We start from the raw sequence: 21,674 nt of genomic DNA on the forward strand, positions 1-21,674 counted from the left end.
GACGCCGACCGGAGGTCAGTCGGCGGCCGGGCCGTTCCTGTCCGTCCGGGCGGACAGGGCCGCCCGGAGATCGTCCTCCGCGGCGATGGCGGCGAGGAAGAACATCTCGTCGCCGCCCTCGACGACGTCGTCCGGGCTCGGGGTGATGGGGGTGTCGTCCCGCAGCACGGCCACGACCGCGCAGTCCTCGGGAAGGCTGATCGAGCCGATCGTGTCCCCGACGAGGGGGGAGTCCCCGGGCACCGTGAACTCGACGATCGAGGACACCCCGGTCTGCAGCGTCAGCAGGCGCACCACGTCGCCGACCTCCACCGCCTCCTCCACGAGCGCCGTCATGAGGCGCGGCGTGTTGACGGCCACGTCGACGCCCCAGGAATCGTCGAACATCCAGTCGTTCTTGGGGTTGTTCACCCGGCCCACCGTGCGTCCCACCCCGAACTCGCTCTTGGCGAGCAGCGACACCACGAGGTTCACCTTGTCGTCGCCCGTCGCGGACACCACGACGTCGGCCTCGTCGAGGCGCGCGTCCTTCAGCGTCGTGAGTTCGCACGCATCACCGATCAGCCACTTGGCGCCCTTGAGCCCGCTGCGGCCGATCACCTCCGGCTTCTCGTCGATCAGCAGGATCTCATGGTTGTTGCCGAGCAGTTCCCGTGCGATCGAGGACCCCACGCTCCCGGCCCCGGCGATGACGACCCTCATCGGTTCTCCTCCTTCGGCGCGGCGGCGAGGATGCGGGTGATCTCGTCCGTCGCCGTCGTCTTCATCATGGCGTGCAGGATGTCGCCCTGCTGGTAGCTGGTCTCGGCCGTCGGGAGGATGCCCTCGCCGAACCGCGTGAGGTACGCGATCCGCACGCCGCTCGCGGCTTCGACACTCCTCAGCGACCGGCCGAGCCACGCGTCCGAGAGCGCCAGCTCGGCGAGGATCAGCCGCCCGGACGTCTCGCGGAAGTCGCCGTTGATGGTCTGCTCGGGCAGGATCCGCCGCAGTACCTGGTCCGCGCTCCAGCGGACCGCCGCGACCGTGGGGATCCCGAGTCGCTGGTAGATCTCGGCGCGCCCCGGGTCGTAGATGCGCGCGACGACGTGCGGCACGTGGAAGGTCTCCCGGGCCACCCGTGTGGCGAGGATGTTGGAGTTGTCGCCGCTCGACACGGCGGCGAACGCGTAGGCGTCCTGGATCTCCGCGTACTTCAGGGTTTCCCGGTCGAACCCGACGCCCGTGACCTTGCGACCGCCGAACGAGGAACGCAGCCGGCGGAACGCGCGGTCGTCCTGGTCGATGATCGCGACCGAGTGCCCGGAGTCGTCGAGGGTGTGCGCCAGGCTGACGCCCACCCTGCCGCACCCCATGATCACGAAATGAGCCACCGAGGGCACCCCTGATTCTTGGTGTAGATCCTGCTGTCCCGTGCCGTACCAGCACCAAGCCTAGTGGCTGCCCGGGGGCGCGGACGCGCTAGTGTTTGGGCTGTGCTGACTTTTCTCGAGGCTGTCAAGAGGGTGCTGGTGGGCAAGCCCTTCGCGAGTGACAGGCTGAGGAGCAGGACCCTGCCCAAGCGCCTCGCGATGCCCGTCTTCTCCACGAGCGCCCTCTCGTCGGTCGCGTACGCGCCGGACGAGATCCTGCTGACCCTCGCCCTCGCCGGGGTGGCGGCGGTCGCCATCTCCCCGTGGGTCGGCGTGGCCGTGATCGCGGTGCTGCTCGTCGTCGTCGCCTCCTACCGCCAGGCCATGCGCGCCTACCCGTCGGGCGGCGGCGACTACGAGATCGCCAAGCAGAACATCGGCCCGCGTGCCGGGACCACGGTGGCGTCCGCGCTCATGATCGACTACGTGCTGACCGTGGCCGTCTCGGTCTCGGCGGCCGCGCAGTACGTCGTGTCGCTCGCCCCGCCGCTCGAGGAAGCACGCGTGCTGCTCGCCGTCGTCGGCGTCGCCGCGCTGGTGATGCTGAACCTGCGCGGCATCACGCGGGGCGTGCGGGCCCGGGCCGTCATCACCTATGCGTTCCTCCTCGGGATCCTCGCGCTCTGCGCCACCGGCATCGGCCAGGCGTTCGCGGGCACCCTCGCGCAGGCGCCGAGTGCCCGCTTCGAGATCGTGCCGGACGCAGCACTCGACGCCGGCCTCGTGGGCCTGGCCGGCGGCCTCCTGATCCTGCGCGCCTTCTCGGCGGGCGCGGCGGCGCTGACGGGGCTCGAGGGGCCCGTGTCGAACGTGCCGCGCTTCCAGGCGCCGCAGAGCAGGAACGCCGCGACGACGCTCCTCGTCCTCGGTCTCGTGTCCTCCGCGATGCTCGCGGGCGTCATCTACCTCGCCAACGCCACGCGCGTGCACGTGGTGCAGGACCCGGCGGCGCAGCTGCTGCTCGACGGCGGTCCCGTCCCGGACGGCTACATCCAGGCGCCGGTGGTGAGCCAGCTCGCGCGGACCGTCTTCGACGCCGGGTCCCCGGCCTTCTACGGCGTGGTCGCGGTGACGGCGCTGATCCTGCTGCTCGCCGCCCACGCCGCCTTCGCCGCGTTCCCCGTGCTGGCCTCCACCCTGGCCACCGACGGCTACCTGCCGCGGCAGCTGCGCACGCGCGGGGACCGCCTGACGTTCAGCAACGGCATCCTCCTGCTCGGCCTCGGCGCGGTCGTCCTCATCGTCGTCTTCCGGGCGGACGTCACCGCGCTGGTGCAGCTGTACATCGTGGGCGTGTTCGTCTCCTTCACGGGAGGCCAGCTCGGGCTGATCCTGCACTGGAACCGCACCCTGCGCAGCACGGTCGGCACCCAGGACCGCTGGACCATCCGCAAGTCGCGGGCCATCAACACGCTCGGCTTCGCCCTCACCGCGGCCGTGCTCGTCGTGGTGCTCGTCACGAAGTTCGAGTACGGGGCATGGATCGCCGTGCTCGCGATGGCGGTGCTCTTCGCCGTCATGCGCAGCATCAAGAAGCACTACGACGTCGTGGCCGAGGAACTCGCGATCGACGACGCGGACCACCTGCGCGCGCTCCCCTCACGGGTCCACGCCGTGATCCTCGTCTCGCACGTCCGGAAGCCCGTCCTGCGCGCCCTGGCATTCGCGCGGGCGTCCCGGCCGTCGCGGCTCGACGCGGTCACCGTGGACGTCGACCCCGGGCAGACGCGCCGCACCCTCGCGGACTGGGAGCGATACGAGATCCCCGTGCCCATCACGGTCCTCGCCTCGCCCTACCGCGACACGATCACCCCCATCCTCGAATACATCACGACGATGCGCCGGGACTCGCCGCGCGACCTGGTCGTGGTCTACATCCCGGAGTACGTGGTGGGAAAGTGGTGGGAGCAGCTCGTCCACAACCAGACCGCCCTGCGCATCAAGGCGCGCCTGCACTTCGTACCCGGTGTGATGGTCGCCAGCGTGCCGTGGCAGCTCGCGTCCTCCGACGCGACCCGCATCAACCAGGACCTCACGTAGGAAGACATCATGACCGACGCCGCACCACCCGCAGTCCCCGCCACTCCCGGCACGGAGTCGGCCCCCACGGCGGAACTCACCGTCGAGCGGCCCGCCCACGGCGGCCACTTCGTGGCGCGGCACGAGGGCCGCGTGGTGTTCGTGCGGCACGCGCTGCCCGGCGAGCGCGTACGCGTGCGCTTCACCGGGACGGACGACGGCGCCAGCTTCTGGCGGGCCGATGTCGTCGAGGTCCTGGAGGCCTCGCCGCACCGGGTGCCGCACCCCTGGCCGCAGGCGAACGCGCTCTTCACCGCCGCCCGCGGGCGCTCGGCCGTCGGCGGCGCAGAGTTCGGTCACATCGCCCTCGACGAGCAGCGGCGCCTGAAGGCCTCGATCTTCGCGGAACAGCTCGCGCGCCTGGCGAGGACCGAGAGGACGGTGACCGTCGAGGCTGCTCCCGGTGAGCGAGCCGACGGCCTCGCGTGGCGGACACGCGCCGCGTTCGCCGTCGACGCGGCCGGACGCCTCGCCATGCACCTGCACCGCTCGCACGCCGTCGTCCCGGTCCGGGAGATGCCCCTGGCGGTCCCTGCGATCAATGCGCTGCGGCTGTGGACGCTCGACCTGTCGGGGATCGAGCGGGTGGACGTCGCCGCACCGTCGGGCGGGGGAGACCCGCTGGTCCTCCTCGTGCCCGCCGCCGGTACGTCGCCGCGCCGCATCGCGGCCGTGGCGTCCTCGATCGACGGCGCCTCGGTGGGTGTCCTCGACCCCGAGTCCGGGCAGGTGCAGCGGCTCACCGGGCGTACCTGGCTGCAGGAGACCGTGCTGGGCCTCGACTACCGTGTGACGGGCGCGGGTTTCTGGCAGATCCACCGCGGGGCACCGGAGGCCCTCGTCGGCGCGGTGCTCGACGGCCTCCGGCCCGCGGAGGGCGAGCGGTTCGCCGACCTCTACGCCGGTGCGGGCCTGTTCACCGTCCCGATCGCCCGCGCCGTGGGTCCGGCAGGGGCCGTGCTGTCGGTCGAGGGGTCGGCCGGGACGAGCCGCGACGCGAAGCGCAACCTCCACGGCCAGGACCACGTGTCGATCGTGCAGGGGCGGGTGGATGCCGTGCTCGGCCGCCGGAGCGAGCCGCTCGACGCCGTGCTGCTCGACCCGCCGCGCGCGGGTGCCGGGAAGAAGGTGGTCCGGCAGATCCTCGAGGCCCGACCACGGGCCGTCGGGTACGTGTCCTGCGACCCGGCATCGTTCGCCCGCGACCTCGGCTACTTCCTCGCCGCGGGATGGACGTTCGACACGCTCCGCGTCTTCGACCTCTACCCCCACACGCACCACATGGAGTCGTTCGCGCGCCTCCTGCCGCCATCCTGAGGTCCGGTCGGGGATCGCCGATTCCGATGGCACCCGGTCCGGACCCCGAACGTTAGAGTTAAGGACAATCAGCGGCGATTCCTTCGCCACGCCTAACGAACCGAGGAGGCGCCGATGGGACTTCTGGAGACAATCCACGGCCCGCAGGACCTGAGCAAGCTCAGCGACTCTCAACTGACGGCTCTCGCCGGGGAGATCCGCACCTTCCTGGTCAGCAACGTCTCGCGCACGGGCGGACACCTGGGCCCCAACCTCGGGGTGGTGGAACTGACCCTCGGCATCCACCGTGTCTTCGACTCGCCCCGCGACAGCATCATCTTCGACACCGGCCACCAGTCCTACGTGCACAAGCTCGTGACCGGTCGCCAGGACTTCAGCACGCTCCGCCAGCAGGGCGGGATGTCCGGCTACCCGTCCCGCGCCGAGTCGGTCCACGACGTCGTCGAGAGTTCGCACGCCTCGTCCTCGCTCTCGTGGGCCGACGGCATCTCCCGCGCACGTGTCCTCAACGGCGAGGGGGACCGCTACACCGTCGTGCTCGTGGGCGACGGCGCACTCACGGGCGGCATGGCCTGGGAGGCGCTCAACAACATCGCCGCCGACAAGCGGCGGCGCGTGGTGATCGTGGTCAACGACAACGGTCGCTCCTACGCGCCGACCATCGGCGGTGTCGCCGACTATCTCGCATCCCTCCGACCCACCCTCGACTCCGTGCGCACGCACCGCGTGTACGAGCGGACCCTCGACTGGGTCAAGCAGCGCATGCAGGACGGCGGGACGGTCGGCGAGTTCAGCTACAAGAGCCTGCACGCCATGAAGAAGGGCATCAAGGACTGGTGGGCGCCCCAGGGGCTCTTCGAGGACCTCGGCATGAAGTACGTGGGCCCCGTGGACGGCCACGACCAGTCCGCCGTCGAGCAGGCCCTGCACCTCGCCAAGAACTACGAGGGCCCCGTGATCGTCCATGCGATCACCGAGAAGGGCCATGGCTACGCTCCGGCCCGTGCCCACGAAGCCGACCAGTTCCACGCCGTCGGCGTGATCGACCCGGAGACGGGGGAGCCCATCGACGCGGCGGGCCAGCAGTCCTGGACCTCCGTCTTCGCGAACGAGATCGCCGACATCGCCGACGAGCGCCCCGACATCGTCGGCATCACCGGCGCGATGCTCATCCCCGTGGGCCTCCACCGGTTCGCGGCGCGCCACCCCGACCGCGTGTTCGACGTCGGTATCGCCGAGCAGCACGCGCTCACGAGCGCCGCGGGCATGGCCTTCGGCGGCCTGCACCCCGTCATCGCGCTCTACGCGACGTTCCTGAACCGCGCCTTCGACCAGCTCCTCATGGATGTCGCCCTCCATAAGGCGGGCGTGACCGTCGTCCTCGACCGGTCCGGCGTGACGGGGCCCGACGGCGCCAGCCACCACGGCATGTGGGACCTCGCGCTGCTCCAGGCGATCCCCGGGCTGCACCTGGCCGCACCGCGGGACGCCTCCCGGCTGCGCGAGGAGCTCCGCGAGGCCGTCTCCATCGCCCACGCCCCCAGCGTGGTGCGCTACTCCAAGGGATCGGTCGGCGCGGAGGTCGAGGCCATCGAGCGCCTGGACGACGGCGTCGACGTCCTGTCCCGCCGCCCGGCCGGCTCGCGCCACAACGACGTCCTGATCGTCAGCGTGGGGGCCATGAGCGAGCTCGCCCTGGACGTGTCGAACCGGCTCGGGGCGCAGGGCATCAGCTCCACCGTCATCGATCCGCGCTGGCTCCTGCCGGTCCGCCGGTCGGTCATCGACCTCGCCGCCGAGCACCGCATCGTGATCGTCATCGAGGACGGCGTCCGCGCGGGCGGCGTCGGCTCGAGGATCCGCCAGGAAATGCGCTCGGCGGGTGTCGACACAGCACTCAACGAGGTGGGCCTCCCGGTCGAGTTCCTCGACCACGGCTCACGCAACCAGGTCCTCGAGCGTGTCGGCCTCACCGCCCAGAAGATCACGCACGACGTCGTCGCGCAGGTCCTGGGCACGAAGGTGCCGGTCGCCCGGCCGCTCGCGGAGGACCGCGCACCCGCCACCGGACAGCTGCCCAAGCACTGACGAGTACCGGCCGGCGGACCGTGCGCCCGGCCCGGTCCGCCGGGTCGGGCGCGGCCTCGGCGCCCGACGTCGCAGGACGCCGGACCCGCCCCGGCGGGGGAGAGGACGAGTGCTCCCGGACGGGCTCGCCGGGCCGGAGGAGCCTTCTTCGGAGGTGTGGTGTGAGATAATGACGAAGGCTGGCGAGGGAACCACATTCCCGCGCCGGTCCAGTGACAGGCTTCCGTTCCGACAGCGACGCTCCCGTCCTACCGAGTCCGCCCCGTCGGCGGAAGTAGGCGGAATCCGCTGGCGGGACCCACCGTCGACAAGGGCGGCTGAGGTGGAAAAGCGCCACTGGTCTCCGAGTGATTCCGCACCCCCATGACGGTGTGACCTCGGACGATATGACAACGACTTCCGGTCCGCCGTCGGGCGAAAGGCCCGCGGCGGGCCGACATACCGCCCTCGAGGGCGTCGGAATGTGGCCGACGCCGCAGGGGCTTGGAGCGAGCACCCATGGATCAGTCAGAACAGCTGGGGAACGACCAGAACGCACCCGTTGCAGCCGAGAGCCTGCAGCAACCTCCGGAGCAGGCCGCGCCGGCGAAGGCGCCACGCAGGCGCCGCACCGCCAGTGCCCCGGCCGGAGCCCCGCCCGCCGTTCAGGACCCGGCCCCCGACGTCGAGGCGGCCACCGCGCCGGCCCGCAAGAGGGCGACCCGGGCCCGCAAGCCCGCCGCCGGGACCGCCGAGGCGTCGACGGACACCGCACCGGCCGGGACGACCGACGCCGCCGCCGGAACGGACAGCGCAGCGGATGCAGCACCCGTGGACGCGGCACCGGTAGACGCGGCTGTCCCACCCGTCCGTGCGACCCGTACGCGCCGTCGAGCAGCCACGGCCGAGGCCGGACCCGCGAAGCCTGTCGAGCAGGTTCCGGCCGCCGAGGCCGTCCCCGTGATGGCACCCGAGCCGGTCCCGGTGGCGGCATCCGCGGAGAACCCGGATGCCCGTCCGGCGTCGGCACCCGCGCAGGCCTCCGGCTCCCCTGATGATCCCGGCGTCCCGGTGGCGGAGGCCGAGGAGAAGCCGGCACGTGCCCGGCGCACCTCGACCAGGACCCGCAGCCGCCGCGCCTCCGAGCCCGTGGAGTCCCCCGAGCCCGTCCAGGCCGCCGCAACGGCCGACGCCGGGAGCGACTCCATCGCGGCCGCGACCGCTCCTCCGGCGGCGCCCGAGGCCGAGCAGGCCGGCGGGCAGGACGCCCCGGACGAGCCGGTCGAGGGACACCGGAGCGATTCCTTCGCCGTCCCGGAATCACCCCTGTCACTCCTGTTCCACGCACCCGACCTCAGCACCGTCACCGTGCCCTCGGTCAAGGTCGCCCCGCCGCTCGAGGAGGAGGCGGAGGAGGACACCGAGGAATCCGGCCGCCGCTCGCGCCGCAGCCGCCGCACGCGGAGTCGCCGCAGCGACGCCGGCCAGGGCCAGGGCGAATCGGGCCAGGATGACGTCGAGGCCGACAGCGCCGACCGCGGCGACGACCAGTCCGGTACGACCGGCCCCGACGACGGCTCGGCCGTCACGTCCCGTCGCCGCCGTCGCCGCCGTCGCGGTGATCAGGACCTCGAACTCTCCGGTGGCGACGACGACGACCCGCCCAACACGGTCACCCGCGTCCGGGCACCCCGGCAGTCCAGCGAGCCCGTCTCCGACCGCGTGACCAGCGTCCGCGGCTCCACCCGCCTCGAGGCGAAGAAGCAGCGGCGCCGGGAGTCCCGCGACACGGGCCGACGCCGCCAGGTCATCACGGAGGCCGAGTTCCTCGCGCGCCGCGAATCCGTGGACCGGCAGATGATCGTGCGCCAGCGCGACGACAGGATCCAGATCGGCGTGCTCGAGGACGGCATGCTCGGCGAGCACTTCGTCTCCCGGACCCAGCAGGACTCGCTGATCGGCAACGTCTACCTCGGCAAGGTGCAGAACGTGCTGCCGAGCATGGAGGCGGCCTTCGTCGACATCGGACGCGGCCGCAATGCCGTCCTGTACGCCGGCGAGGTCAACTGGGACGCCGCCGGCCTCGACGGCCAGCCGCGCCGCATCGAGCTCGCGCTGAAGTCCGGTGACCCCGTCCTGGTGCAGGTCACCAAGGACCCGGTGGGGCACAAGGGCGCCCGGCTCACGAGCCAGATCTCCCTTCCCGGCCGCTACCTCGTCTACGTCCCCGGCGGTTCGATGACGGGGATCTCGCGCAAGCTGCCCGACGTCGAGCGCAATCGCCTGAAGCGGATCCTGAAGGACCGCCTGCCGGAGAACGCCGGCGTCATCGTCCGCACCGCGGCCGAGGGCGCCAGCGAGGAGGAGCTGACCCACGACATCAACCGGCTGCGCGCCCAGTGGGAGGAGATCGAGCGCAAGTCGGGCTCGACGAAGACCCTGGCGCCGGAGCTGCTCTACGGGGAGCCCGACCTCACCATCAAGGTGGTCAGGGACGTCTTCAACGAGGACTTCTCGAAGCTCGTGGTCTCCGGCGAGGAGGCCTGGGACACCATCGAGGCCTACGTCATGTACGTCGCGCCGGACCTCGTCGGCAGGCTCGAGAAGTGGACGGGCGAGGAGGACATCTTCGCGGCATCGCGCATCGACGAGCAGATCTCGAAGGCCCTCGAGCGCAAGATCTACCTGCCCTCGGGCGGTTCCCTCGTGATCGACCGCACCGAGGCGATGACCGTGGTCGACGTCAACACCGGCAAGTTCACCGGCAGCGGCGGCAACCTCGAGGAGACCGTCACCAAGAACAACCTGGAGGCGGCCGAGGAGGTCGTCCGGCAGCTCCGTCTCCGCGACATCGGCGGCATCATCGTGATCGACTTCATCGACATGGTGCTCGAGGCGAACCGCGACCTCGTGCTGCGGCGCCTCGTCGAGTGCCTCGGGCGCGACAGGACCAAGCACCAGGTCGCCGAGGTGACCTCGCTGGGACTCGTCCAGATGACGCGCAAGCGCATGGGCACCGGCCTCCTCGAGGTCTTCGGCGAGGACTGCGAGCACTGTGCCGGCCGTGGCGTCGTGACGCACATGGAGCCGGTCGAGCACCGCCGTTCCATGCCCGCGCCCGAGAGCCAGCCTGCACGCCAGGACAAGCCGTCACGGAGCGAGCGCAAGCGGAGCCGGGGCCGGGGCGGCCAGCAGCTGGACGAGGCACCCGTCCAGCCCGCCGCTCCCGTGGCCGAGAGCCCGGAACGGGCTGCGAAGGCGGAAGCCGCCCGTGCCGCGCTGGCGAGCATCGCGGCGGCGACGCACCACGCGCACGAGGAGCACGCGGAGATGCCTGCGACCGACGCCGACATCCAGGTGGACGACATCCAGGTGACGGAGGCCGTCCTCACGATCAACGGGGAGACGGTGACGCTGCCGCGCGCCGAGAGCAGGCGGCAGGACGGCCCCGATCGCGATGTGGCACCGTCGACCCGCCTGACGCTGGACAGCCTGAGCGAGGCCTTCAACCGGAAGCCCGCATCGGACGGCACGGACGGCGCCGGCGGAACGGACGGACCGGCGGTCGACGGCACGCACGACGACGCGGCCCGCCCTGTCGCCCAGGCCCCCGAGGCCCCCGTCGCGGCCCCGACGGAGCCCCCGGCCCGCCGTACCCGTCCGCGCCGTCGGGTGGCCAGCAGCGCACAGGGCGCGGCGGACACGACCATCGAGACGCAGGGTGCCGAGCCCGCCGTCGAGCAGTCGGGGACCCGGCATGTGGCGAGCGCCCCCGTGGCGGTCCGGAAGCCCGAGGCGTCCGCGGCCGAGCCGCTGATCTTCGGCGTCGGGGTACCCGCCTCGGAACTGTAGCCTCCGTCGTCCCGCAGGACCGGTCCCGCCGGCCCACCTGCACTCTCCGCCACAGAAGGCCGGGGTCCGCGAGGACTCCGGCCTTCCGTGTCGGCGGGACACCGGGCCCTCCTGATTTGCGGGAAGGCGCCGTACTGCCGTAATCTTGACCCTCGGTGCACTCGCCTGTTAACCGGCATGTCCGGCGCACGCAGATGTCCTTGCGACACCAGCAGCCGCAGGCAGCGGTGTCCGGGACGCGTACAGCGGAACCGGTATGAGGAGCAACCTTCAGGATTGCTGCCGAAGCGCACCCAGGTTTTTTCATCAGAAGTCAAGATTGTCGAGAGAAGTGAGTTCCCAAGTGGTGTACGCGATTGTCCGCGCAGGCGGCCGCCAAGAAAAGGTTTCTGTAGGAGACCTCGTTACCCTTGACCGCGTCACCGGTCAGGCAGGAAGCACGTTCAAGCTCCCCGCCCTCCTTCTGGTAGACGGCGCCAAGATCACCTCCGCAGCGGAGGACCTCGAGAAGGTCACCGTCACTGCCGAGATCATCGAGAATCTTCGTGGCCCGAAGATTGTCATCCAGAAGTTCAAGAACAAGACCGGCTACAAGAAGCGCCAGGGTCACCGTTCGGAACTGACCCGCGTCAAAATCACAGGCATCGCGTAGTCCCTCCGGGCTACCGTTCGGTCACGTAGACACTTCAGCGAAGGCAGGCATAACCCATGGCACATAAGAAGGGCGCAAGCTCCACTCGTAACGGCCGCGACTCGAACGCGCAGTACCTCGGCGTGAAGCGCTTCGGCGGTCAGGTCGTCAAGGCCGGCGAGATCATCGTCCGCCAGCGCGGCACCCACTTCCACCCGGGCGCCAATGTCGGCCGCGGCGGGGATGACACGCTGTTCGCACTCGAGGCAGGCGCCGTCGAATTCGGCACCCGTCGCGGACGCAAGGTCGTCAACATCGTGGGAGCAGCTGCAGAGTAATCTGCCTGGATCACGGTGCGAGAAGCATTCGGGTGGGGTGGGCCTCTACGGCTCGCCCCACCTTTGTTTAAGCCGATCAGACTCGGCACAGCGAGAGATTTGTAGAAGGAGACCACCGTGGCGAACTTCGTCGACCGCGTTGTCCTGCACGTATCCGGAGGCACCGGTGGCCATGGCTGCGTCTCCGTCCACCGCGAGAAATTCAAGCCCCTGGGCGGGCCCGACGGCGGTAACGGCGGGGACGGCGGCGACGTCATCCTCCGCGTCGACCACCAGACCACCACCCTCCTCGACTACCACCACGCCCCCCACCGGCATGCCACCAACGGCGGCAACGGGATGGGCGACTGGCGCGGCGGCAAGAACGGGGAGACCCTGATCCTGTCCGTCCCCGACGGCACGGTCGTCAAGACGAAGGACGGCCAGGTCCTCGCGGACCTCGTCGGCGAGGGCACGGAGTTCATCGCTGCGGCGGGCGGCCAGGGTGGTCTCGGCAATGCCGCGCTGTCCTCCCAGAAGCGCAAGGCTCCGGGTTTCGCCCTCCTCGGCATCCCGGGGGACGCACGGGACGTCGTCCTCGAACTCAAGTCGATCGCGGACATCGCGCTCGTCGGCTTCCCCTCCGCGGGCAAGTCGAGCCTGATCGCCGCGATGTCGGCGGCCCGGCCGAAGATCGCCGACTACCCGTTCACCACGCTCGTGCCGAACCTCGGCGTCGTCGAGGCGGGCTCCACGCGCTTCACGATCGCGGACGTCCCCGGCCTCATCGAGGGTGCGAGTGAGGGCAAGGGCCTCGGCCACCACTTCCTGCGCCACGTGGAGCGCTGTGCGGCCCTCGTGCACGTCCTGGACTGCGCCGCCCTCGAGACCGACCGGGATCCGCTGGCCGACCTCGAGATCATCGAACGCGAGCTGGACCGGTACTCGGTCGACATGAGCTTCGCGGGGCCCGACGGCGACGTCGTGCCCCTCAACGAGCGTCCGCGACTGGTCGCCCTCAACAAGGTGGACGTGCCCGACGGACGTGACATGGCCGCCTTCGTGCGCCCCGACCTGGAGGCACGCGGATATCGCGTCTTCGAGGTGTCCGCCTCGAGCCACGAGGGACTGCGCCAGCTCGGCTTCGCCATGGCGGAGATCGTCGAGGACGCGCGCAAGGCCGTGGCCTCCGCGCCCCCGAAGGTCGCACCTCCCGTCCTGCGGCCGCGCGGCGTCAATGCGGCCTCGTTCCGGATCCGGCACGAGGAGAAGGACGCATTGCCCCTCTTCCGCGTCCTGGGCGAGAAGCCCGAGCGCTGGGTCATGCAGACGGACTTCACCAACGACGAGGCCGTCGGCTACCTCGCCGACCGCCTCGCCAAGCTCGGCGTGGAGGAACAGCTGTTCAAGACCGGCGCCAAGCCCGGTGACACCGTGGTGATCGGCGAGGGCGACGGCGTCGTCTTCGACTGGGAGCCGACCATGATGGGCGGCGCCGAGCTGCTCGCGGGCCCCCGCGGCTCCGACCTCCGCCTGGCGGAGTACGTGCGGCCCACCCGCGAGCAGAAGCGTGAGGAGTACCAGGAGCGCAAGGACGCCAAGGCTGCTGCCCGCGCCGACCTCGAGGCGGACCGCAAGGCCGGCGTCTGGACCGAGTCCGTGCAGAACCGTGCCCGTCCTGCCGCTGCCCCGCAGGACGCGGACGGCGAAACCGGGAACTGACACGTGGCCCTGCAGCAGCCGCGGCAGTCCCTCGCGTCCCGGTCGGGGCTCGCTGCTGCCGGGCGGATCGTCGTCAAGGTCGGCTCGTCGTCGCTGACGTCCGTATCGGGGGGCATCTCGGGTGAAGCCCTCGTCGCCCTCGCGGACGTCCTCGCGGCGCGGCGCAGGGCCGGCACCGAGGTCATCCTGGTGTCCTCCGGCGCCATCGCCGCGGGGCTCGCGCCCCTCGGCCTCGCCCGCCGCCCGTCCCAGCTGTCCACGCAGCAGGCGGCGGCGAGCGTCGGCCAGAGCCTGCTCATGGCGCAGTACTCGCAGGCCTTCGCGGCGCACGGTGTCACCGTGAGCCAGATCCTGCTGACCGCCGACGACCTCATCCGGCGCTCCCACTACGCCAACGCGCACCGGGCGATGGAGCGGCTCCTGAACTTCGGCGTCGTGCCCATCGTGAACGAGAACGACACCGTCGCGAGCCATGAGATCCGCTTCGGCGACAACGACCGCCTCGCGGCCCTCGTGGCGCACCTCGTCAAGGCCGAGGCCCTCGTGCTGCTGTCCGACGTCGACGCGCTGTACGACGGGCCGCCCGCCGCGGGTGCGAGCCGGATCCCGCTGGTCGGGTCCGCCGCGGACCTCGACGGGGTCACGATCGGCCGGACCGGGCGGGCAGGCGTCGGAACCGGCGGCATGGTCACCAAGGTCGAGGCCGCCACCATCGCCGCCTCCTCGGGAATCCCCGCCCTCGTCACCTCGACGGCGAACGCCGCCGCGGCGCTGCGCGGGGAGGACGTCGGCACCTGGTTCACGCCCACCGGCAAACGCCAGCCGATCCGCCTGCTCTGGCTCGCGCACCTCGCCCGCGTCCTCGGCACCCTGGTGCTCGACGACGGCGCCGTCCGCGCCGTGGGCGAGCGGCGCCGGTCGCTGCTGCCCGCCGGTGTCGTCGACGTGTCCGGCGTCTTCGAGGCGGGCGACCCCGTGCAGCTCGTCAGCGGGGACGGCACGGTGGTGGCACGCGGCCTCGTGAACTACAGCTCCGCGGAACTGCCGCGGATGCTCGGACGGTCCACACACGACCTCGCGGACGAACTGGGCGCCGAGTACGAGCGGTCGATCGTGCACGTCAACGACCTCGTGCTGCTGCTGCCCGCTCCCACGTCATGAAGGACCCGCGAGGCGGCGGGGGAGCGGCTGCTCGCTAGAATGCTGGGATGACCGACGTGCAGGCCGAGACGGCCACCCGGAACAACGACGCGCCGTCCGCGGACGAGCTCACCGCAGCCGTCCACGCGATCACCGACCGGGCGCGGGCGGCGTCCCGGACGCTCGGGCGCGCCACCCGGGCCCACAAGGACCGCGTGCTCCTCGCGATCGCCGACGCCCTCGTCGCCCGGCGCGACGTGGTCCTCGCCGCCAACCGGACCGACGTCGAGCGCGGCCGCGCCTCGGGCACGTCCGAGTACCTGCTCGACCGGCTCGGCCTCGATCCCGCACGCATCGGGAAGCTCGCCGACGCCCTCACCGAGCTGGCCGCGCTCCCCGATCCGATCGGCACCGCGGTGCGGGCCGAGACGCTCCCCAACGGGCTGAGGCTGCGGCAGGTCCGCGTGCCGCTCGGCGTCGTCGCCGCGATCTACGAGGCGCGCCCCAACGTCACGGTCGACATCGCCGGCCTCGCCCTCAAGAGCGGCAACGCCGTCATCCTGCGCGGTGGCAGCGCGGCGGCGGCCACCAACGCCGCCCTCGTCGGCATCATCCGCGACACCCTCGAGGACCACGGGCTGCCCGACGACGCCGTCCTCACCATCGACGAGTACGGCCGGGAAGGTGCCCGGGTCCTCATGGAGGCCCGCGGTCGCATCGACGTCCTCATCCCGCGCGGCGGGCGCGATCTCATCCAGTCGGTCGTGACCTCCGCGCGCGTGCCCGTCATCGAGACCGGGGAGGGGAACGTGCACATCCTCCTGGACGAGAGCGCGGACGAGGACATGGCGGTCGACATCCTGCTCAATGCCAAGACCCAGCGGCCCAGTGTCTGCAACACCGTCGAGACGCTGCTCGTCCACAGCCGGTCGCAGGCCGCACCGGGCGTGCTCGCTGCGCTCGTGCGCGCCGGGGTGGTCCTGCATGTCGACGACCGCTCGCGGGCGCTACTGCCGGAGGGGACGGACGCGCTGCCGGCGACCGAGGACGACTGGGGCCGCGAATACATGCAGCTCGAGCTCGCCGTACGCACCGTCGACAGTGTGGACGAGGCACTGCAGCACATCCGCCGGTGGAGCACCGGGCACAGCGAAGCGATCATCACCAACAACCTGGCGTCGTCGGAGGAGTTCGTCGCGGGGGTGGACTCGGCGGCCGTGCTGGTCAATGCGTCCACGCGTTTCGTCGACGGCGGCGAGCTCGGTCTCGGCGCCGAGGTGGGGATCTCCACCCAGAAAATGCACGCCCGCGGGCCGATGGGCCTGGCCGAGCTGACGACGACCAAGTGGATCGTGCAGGGGGAGGGGCAGGTGCGTCGCTGACGGCCCGCCCTCGCAGCGGGGGCGCCGTCCCGTTGCGCGTACCATGGGAGAAACGCCCACGCCGGGCCGGTTGGACCGGCAGACCCACCGACAGAGGAACAACGATGCTCTACTCCCTCGGCAGCGCACTGCTGGCGACCGAAGGCATGGAACAGCACACCGAGCTGCCGATGCCCGCTCTCGCCTACGGACTCATCGTCATGGGCATCCTGCTCACCCTGATGCTCGTCACCGTGTCGTTCTCCAACGTACGGAACCGCCACGAGGCCGTCGAGGAACACCTCGACCCGCACAAGCAGCACGCCAACAACCACGACCACGGCGAAGCGAACCGGCACTAGCGGTCCAGGTGGCAGCTGACAGTACCGCACGGGACGTCATGGGCGGCCGGCAGCGGCATCGTGACGGATTGCCGTGGCGCCTCGGCGTCATGGGTGGCACGTTCGACCCGATCCACCACGGCCACCTCGTGGCCGCGAGCGAGGTCGCGTCCGTGTTCGATCTGGACGAGGTGGTCTTCGTCCCGACCGGCCAGCCGTGGCAGAAAGCCGACAAGGACGTGACGGCGGGCGAGCACCGCTACCTCATGACCGTCATCGCGACGGCGTCCAACCCCAGCTTCACGGTCAGCCGGGTCGACATCGAGCGCCCGGGGCCGACCTTCACGATCGACACGCTCCGTGACCTGAAGGCCCAGCGGCCGGATGCCCAGCTCTTCTTCATCACCGGCGCCGACGCGATGGCCCAGATCCTCACCTGGAAGAACGCGGAGGAGCTGTGGTCGCTCGCGCACTTCATCGGCGTCACGCGGCCCGGGCACGAACTGAACGGGCGGGGACGGGACGTCAGCCTGCTGGAGGTGCCGGCCATGGCCATCTCCAGCACCGACTGCCGCCGCCGCGTGGGTGAGGGCAAGCCGGTCTGGTACCTGGTACCCGACGGCGTCGTACAGTACATCGCCAAGCACCGGCTCTACCGGCGCGAGGCGCCGCTCGAGGGCGAACCGCCCCCGCGCGTCGACGGCGAGGAAGTCTTTCCGGCGGAAGGAAAGCACGGGGGCAACCCCAGCTCCGTACAACAACCAACCGGGTGAACACGCGATGAGCAAGGCAGAGGACGACACACCACCCCGCGTGGAGATGCCCACGCGCCGGCAGTTGCGATTGCAGCAGGTCGAGGGCCGTGCCGTCGCGCCTGTCCCCGGCTCCGGCGAGGGCGCCGCGGCGGGTAGCGGCCGGACTCCCGACGCCTCCATGGACGCGGGCCCGGGGCCGGCCACCGATGCGGCCACGGCAACCGCTGCGCGGACACCGGTTCCGGGTGGGCGCCGGGACCGCCGGCGCCGCCAGGGCGCAGCCGTGGCCGTCGCCCCGGCGGACGGGCCGGTCGGCGTACCCGCCGACGGTCGACTTCTCGGGGACATGAGCGTCGAGGAGGCCCTCGCCGCACGGAACGCGATCGCTGCGGAGGCGAGGGAGCACCTCGCCGTCCTCGAGACGGCCGGCGACGATCCGTTCAGGGTGGACCCCGAGGTCCTGGCGCAGCAGAAGGTCCTCGCCGAGCGTGCCGCGACCCTCAACTCCCGGGCGCGCCGGCTCCCGGATGACCCGGGACAGGACCGGTCGCGGCTCGCGGTCCCTGCCGATCCGACCGCGGCACACAACCTGTCCATCATCACGCCGATCGAGTTCGTCGACGTCCCGGACGGGACCCCGGCCGTCCTGCGGGCTCCCGCCACGACCTCCGTGCCCGTCGTGCTGCCACGGGCGACGACGCCGGCCGCCGGCGTGGAGGATCCGGAGCACGGGGCGACCGCTCCTGCGCCGCAAGGGCACCCCCGGATGGGCGGGACCGAACCCGTCCGGGCACGCAACGCCTTCGGGCTGGAACCCCTCGACGCCATGACCGCGGGCCTCGGACGGCTGCGCCGGGTGCGCTACCTCCAGTATTCGTTGGTCGGCGTGGGCGCGGCGGCCCTCGCAACCGGAATAGTATTGACAGTCAGCTCCCTCAATGGGTGAAACCGCTGGCACCACACAAGGAGATCAGTGAGCGCTACCGAAGAGTCCATCAGCATCGCCCGCACGGCGGCCCACGCCGCAGCGGACAAGATCGCGCAGGACATCACAGCCATCGACGTCAGCGACCGCCTCGCCATCACGGACGTGTTCCTCATCGCGTCCGCGCCGAGCGAGCGCCAGGTCAACGCGATCGTCGACGGTATCGAGGAGGAACTCTCCAAGCAGGGCCTCAAGCCGGTACGGCGCGAAGGGCGCAGCGAGGGCCGGTGGGTCCTGCTCGACTACGCGCAGGTCGTCGTCCACGTGCAGCACGAGGAGGACCGGGTGTTCTACGCGCTCGACCGGCTCTGGAAGGATTGCCCGTCCGTCGACCTCCAGCTCGAGGGCGCGCTGCAGAGCTCACCCCAGGTCGCAGCGTCCGACGACGCCGAGTGACCCGGTACCCCCACGCCGACCCCGCAGCCCGTCGCGTCATCTTCTGGCGCCACGGGCGCACGGAGTGGAACCGGTCCGGCCTGTTCCAGGGCCAGGAGGACATCGACCTGGATGAGACCGGTCGCGAGCAGGCGGCGCGGGCCGCCGAGGTGCTCGCCACACGGCAGCCCGCCATGATCGTCTCGTCCGACCTGCGGCGTGCGGCCGACACGGCCGCCGCCCTCGCCGACCTGAGCGGCGTCCCCGTGTCCTACGACGAGCGCCTCCGGGAGACGGATGCCGGGCAATGGCAGGGACTCTCCTTCGCCGAGATCGACGAGAGGTTCGCCGAGGACAACGCGGCGTGGCGCGGGGGAGACCCTGATGTCCGGGCCGGCGGCGCGGAGAACCGGCTCGACGTCGGCGACCGTATGCTCGCGGCGGTCACGGACGCCGTCGCCCGGATCGAGCCGTCGGAGACCCTCGTGGTGGTGAGTCACGGCGGAGCGATCAGGGCGGCGCTGGCTGCACTCATGGGGCTGCCGCCCAGGCGCTGGGGTTCCCTCGCGGGCCTGTCGAACTGCCACTGGTCGGAGGTCCACGAGGTCGTCGGCAGGGCCGACGCCCTCTTCTCCTGGCAGCTCACGGAACACAATGTGGGCCTCGGCTCGCTGCCGGAAGAGCCCCTGGAAGGCTGAGTCGGAGACGGGCCTCCGATTTGGCGAAGCCGCAAGAATTTACTACACTGAACAAGTTGCTTCGGCGGGGTGAAGACCTCCGGGAGCTGCGAAGTACGGGGCTATGGCGCAGCTGGTAGCGCACCTGCATGGCATGCAGGGGGTCAGGGGTTCGAATCCCCTTAGCTCCACCACGAACCGCCGGACCACAGGGTAAAACCTCTGGTCCGGCGGTTTTTCGTCGTCGTGCTACGGGTCCTGCCATCGACGTCGTGATCGAGCACGCCGAGCCGATCCTGCTCACCCACGAGGCCGCGGGCCTGCGCGGCCAGACCGCCTGATCTCCTGGCCGCGCTGCTGACGACCACCGGATTTCCGCCCGGCACGTTCAGGCAGGCCTCTCGCGGAGACCAGGAGCAACCCACCTCCGCCCCGCATCGCCACGGGAAGTCGAACCGCCAGCCGGTTCGCCGCCACCCATGCCGGGCCGTGTGCGGCAGTACCGGTTGCCCGGCACCGCCGCTGGTTCACAGGGGGCCGGTGGGCACCATGACGTACGCCGTCGTGCTCGATGGGGCGATCTCGGTGAGGCCGGCGTCGACGATGACCGAGCCCGGGACGGCCTTGGCCACGAAGTCCCTGAAGTCCTCCGGACCGAAGAACATGACGGTCCCGGTCGGCCGGGTGGCCCAGGCGCGCTGGGTGTCCTCGTCGAGGGTGAGGAACCAGGCGAACAGCGCATGCGATGCCTGCGCGGCGGCCTTGCCCGTGGTCATCTTCAGCGCCGCGTCGAGCACGATGACCGGTGTCGGCGCCGTGCCGTCGGAAGCCCGGCGGGTTCCGGGCACCTGGGGCAGATGGGTGCCGCCGACCTGCAGGCGGGAGAGGACCTTCGGGTACTGCTCGTAGGGCGCCGGGCGGAAGGCCAGTGCACGGGCCCGGCCGACGACCGCTTCGGTGGCCTCGCCGTGGAGCTCGGCGACGACCTTCGAGTACGTCTTCACGTCGGCGCGGCGCACCGACTTCGTGAACCGGCCATCAAGCCAGGCGTCCCAGCTGGTGGTGTCACCGCACGCGGTGAAGAGGTCGGATGCGTAGGCGCTCACGCTGGCGATCGCGGCCGCGCAGATGCCGTCGGCTTCAGGGGCAGGGTCGTTCCTGTCGACGAGCAGCACGATGGGCTGGACGAAGGAATCGGTGTCCGGCGTGCCGGAGGCAGAGGCGACGGAGGTGTCAGTCATGGCGGACTCTCAATGAGGCGGATGGAAGCACCAAGTGTGCCGCACTTCCAGCATGGTCCATGTCGGTCGAACCGGTCGGGGAATTCGCTGTCTTCTCGAAGGCCCTCTTGTCGGTGCGCACCGAAGAGGCCCCGACGGCTTCCGCGCCTGGCCGCGCGAGGGACACATCGGCCTGCTGGGCGGGCCGGGGAAACCTGCGGTGGTCGCTCCGAGAGCTCGTGGGCCACCGCTAGAAGCCAGGACGGGTGTCGACGATGCCGCGGGCCCTCGCAGGTCGTGCTCAAGCTGGAGGATGGCCGCCTCTGTCCGGCGCTCGAGGCCGGAGCTGGCCAGGTCCTCCGGGGTCGCCTCGTGGGACTCTCCGTCGTCGAGGCGGAGGAACAGCTCGGCGGGGTGGGGCGGTCGCAGGACGCCGTGGGTGCCGTGATCATCAGGGCGCTCAGGTGTGTGGTGGCACCGGGGCCGCTCACCGCGGGTCGGACGACCAGATCACACGTCGGTGTCAGGCTGCCTCGGCGTCGGTTGCTGATTGGCTGAGGGCCATATCGAGGATGCGTGCCGGGGCACCTTCACGCAGCGCGACCTGGATGGGGAGAGGAGGCATCAGCCGGCCCTGCGCGATGAGATCAAGGGTTCGCTGGGGCCGCGGAATGGGGACCGTCGAGTTGGCGTCGTGGTACTCGCCAGGGCGGGTGATCATGGTGGGGGTTCTCTCATCGCTAGGGCTGGTTGCCTGTGAAGGTAATTCGTTGCCGCCGGTATTCGGGCGGGCTCGACGACGTCGACGATCTCCCGGAAGAGGTCGGCGCCGTAGAAGCCGCTGATGAGTCGTTCGATGACCGCGGGCTCGATCTCTTCGAAGACCAGCGTTCGACAATACCGGGCCGGGTGGCTCTCCAGGAACTCGCGGTGGTCGTTGACACCTTCGGATGTGGGCCTGTACGAGACGTCGAGAATCCAACGGTTCTCGATGATGTACGTCCGGCGTGAGGGTCTCCGACACCTCGATCTCGAAGTACCTCCGCGCCGAACCGGCGGAGCCCAGTGAGCCGATACTCACGGAGGCTCTCGATTCGCGGATTCATGCCGATCGGGAAGTTCCGGGACGTACGGGAAGCGCCATAGCTACCTGCAGGGCGTGCAGGGGTTCGAATCCCCTTGGCTTCACCACGAACCGCCGGACCACCGGGTGAGAACCCCTGGTCGGGCGGTTCGTGCTGTGCCGACGAGGTCGGTCGTCCTTGTGCAACCCACTTCGATGCTCGCCGGGCCGAGTGCCCGACCCGGTGTGCCGTGCTCGGCAGCCGACGGCAGGCCGTGTGCATGCGCAACGTCCCTGACGGGTGGGTGTGACCCGCAGAATGGTGCCCGGATCCGGGTCCGACGCCGAGGAATGCTGCCA

General features: G+C 70.9%; 19 protein-coding genes and 1 tRNA gene. 16 read left to right on the plus strand and 4 right to left on the minus strand.

Translation table 11 applies throughout. From position 1 onward, the window contains the following. Positions 1-15 precede the first annotated feature (15 nt). Complete coding sequence (locus CXQ97_RS03440; RefSeq protein ID WP_104179453.1) at positions 16-702, minus strand: TrkA family potassium uptake protein; 687 nt, start codon at positions 700-702, stop codon at positions 16-18. Further along, positions 699-1,373 carry a TrkA family potassium uptake protein gene (locus tag CXQ97_RS03445; RefSeq protein ID WP_104179454.1) on the minus strand — a complete coding sequence of 225 codons (675 nt, stop codon included), beginning with the start codon at positions 1,371-1,373 and terminating at the stop codon, positions 699-701. Before CXQ97_RS03445 ends, CXQ97_RS03440 begins: the two co-directional genes overlap by 4 nt. Positions 1,374-1,475: 102 nt before the next feature. Between CXQ97_RS03445 and CXQ97_RS03450 the strand changes: the two genes are divergently transcribed. The 15 genes from CXQ97_RS03450 to CXQ97_RS03520 all read left to right on the plus strand — a co-directional run bounded on the left by CXQ97_RS03450 (position 1,476) and on the right by CXQ97_RS03520 (position 19,225). Beyond that, positions 1,476-3,452, plus strand: a complete 1,977-nt coding sequence (locus CXQ97_RS03450) for an APC family permease (protein WP_258062212.1) — start codon at positions 1,476-1,478, stop codon at positions 3,450-3,452. 9 nt (positions 3,453-3,461) lie between these two features. Then, positions 3,462-4,808 carry a class I SAM-dependent RNA methyltransferase gene (locus CXQ97_RS03455; RefSeq protein WP_104179456.1) on the plus strand — a complete coding sequence of 449 codons (1,347 nt, stop codon included), beginning with the start codon at positions 3,462-3,464 and terminating at the stop codon, positions 4,806-4,808. A gap of 114 nt (positions 4,809-4,922) precedes the next feature. Continuing rightward, complete coding sequence (gene dxs, locus CXQ97_RS03460; protein ID WP_104179457.1) at positions 4,923-6,896, plus strand: 1-deoxy-D-xylulose-5-phosphate synthase; 1,974 nt, start codon at positions 4,923-4,925, stop codon at positions 6,894-6,896. 498 nt (positions 6,897-7,394) lie between these two features. Continuing rightward, the gene (locus CXQ97_RS03465) at positions 7,395-10,727 is read left to right on the plus strand and encodes a ribonuclease E/G (RefSeq protein ID WP_104179458.1); all 3,333 of its coding nucleotides are present in this window, start codon (positions 7,395-7,397) and stop codon (positions 10,725-10,727) included. Positions 10,728-11,070: 343 nt separating this feature from the next. Further along, positions 11,071-11,379, plus strand: coding sequence for a 50S ribosomal protein L21 (gene rplU, locus CXQ97_RS03470; protein ID WP_104179459.1), 309 nt, complete (start codon positions 11,071-11,073; stop codon positions 11,377-11,379). A 56-nt stretch (positions 11,380-11,435) separates the two neighbouring features. Further along, positions 11,436-11,696, plus strand: coding sequence for a 50S ribosomal protein L27 (gene rpmA, locus CXQ97_RS03475; protein ID WP_028280075.1), 261 nt, complete (start codon positions 11,436-11,438; stop codon positions 11,694-11,696). 117 nt (positions 11,697-11,813) lie between these two features. Further along, positions 11,814-13,397, plus strand: coding sequence for a GTPase ObgE (gene obgE, locus CXQ97_RS03480; RefSeq protein WP_104179460.1), 1,584 nt, complete (start codon positions 11,814-11,816; stop codon positions 13,395-13,397). Between the two features lie 3 nt (positions 13,398-13,400). After that, positions 13,401-14,558: a glutamate 5-kinase gene (gene proB / locus CXQ97_RS03485; protein ID WP_104179461.1), complete on the plus strand. Its 1,158-nt coding sequence runs from the start codon at positions 13,401-13,403 to the stop codon at positions 14,556-14,558. Between the two features lie 47 nt (positions 14,559-14,605). After that, the gene (locus CXQ97_RS03490) at positions 14,606-15,919 is read left to right on the plus strand and encodes a glutamate-5-semialdehyde dehydrogenase (RefSeq protein WP_104179462.1); all 1,314 of its coding nucleotides are present in this window, start codon (positions 14,606-14,608) and stop codon (positions 15,917-15,919) included. A 104-nt stretch (positions 15,920-16,023) separates the two neighbouring features. Beyond that, positions 16,024-16,260, plus strand: coding sequence for a hypothetical protein (locus tag CXQ97_RS03495; RefSeq protein WP_104179463.1), 237 nt, complete (start codon positions 16,024-16,026; stop codon positions 16,258-16,260). Between the two features lie 89 nt (positions 16,261-16,349). Next, the gene (gene nadD / locus CXQ97_RS03500) at positions 16,350-17,012 is read left to right on the plus strand and encodes a nicotinate-nucleotide adenylyltransferase (protein WP_104179464.1); all 663 of its coding nucleotides are present in this window, start codon (positions 16,350-16,352) and stop codon (positions 17,010-17,012) included. Positions 17,013-17,019: 7 nt separating this feature from the next. Continuing rightward, the gene (locus tag CXQ97_RS03505) at positions 17,020-17,940 is read left to right on the plus strand and encodes a hypothetical protein (RefSeq protein WP_146069560.1); all 921 of its coding nucleotides are present in this window, start codon (positions 17,020-17,022) and stop codon (positions 17,938-17,940) included. 27 nt (positions 17,941-17,967) lie between these two features. After that, positions 17,968-18,375 (plus strand): ribosome silencing factor, encoded by a 408-nt coding sequence (gene rsfS / locus CXQ97_RS03510; RefSeq protein ID WP_104049834.1) that lies wholly within the window; start codon positions 17,968-17,970, stop codon positions 18,373-18,375. After that, positions 18,372-19,052 (plus strand): histidine phosphatase family protein, encoded by a 681-nt coding sequence (locus CXQ97_RS03515; protein WP_104179466.1) that lies wholly within the window; start codon positions 18,372-18,374, stop codon positions 19,050-19,052. The genes rsfS and CXQ97_RS03515 overlap by 4 nt, the downstream gene beginning before the upstream one ends. Before the next feature lie 97 nt (positions 19,053-19,149). Then, a tRNA-Ala gene (locus CXQ97_RS03520) sits at positions 19,150-19,225 on the plus strand. A 333-nt stretch (positions 19,226-19,558) separates the two neighbouring features. Here the strand turns inward: CXQ97_RS03520 and CXQ97_RS03525 are convergent. Next, positions 19,559-20,272 (minus strand): aminoacyl-tRNA hydrolase, encoded by a 714-nt coding sequence (locus CXQ97_RS03525; protein WP_104179467.1) that lies wholly within the window; start codon positions 20,270-20,272, stop codon positions 19,559-19,561. A 502-nt stretch (positions 20,273-20,774) separates the two neighbouring features. Then, positions 20,775-20,972, minus strand: a complete 198-nt coding sequence (locus CXQ97_RS19350; protein WP_146069561.1) for a hypothetical protein — start codon at positions 20,970-20,972, stop codon at positions 20,775-20,777. Between the two features lie 35 nt (positions 20,973-21,007). Between CXQ97_RS19350 and CXQ97_RS19355 the strand changes: the two genes are divergently transcribed. Continuing rightward, positions 21,008-21,262 (plus strand): hypothetical protein, encoded by a 255-nt coding sequence (locus CXQ97_RS19355; protein ID WP_146069562.1) that lies wholly within the window; start codon positions 21,008-21,010, stop codon positions 21,260-21,262. Positions 21,263-21,674: the final 412 nt, after the last annotated feature.

Origin of the sequence: Arthrobacter sp. B0490, assembly GCF_002929355.1 — a bacterium.
GTDB lineage: Bacteria > Actinomycetota > Actinomycetes > Actinomycetales > Micrococcaceae > Arthrobacter_D.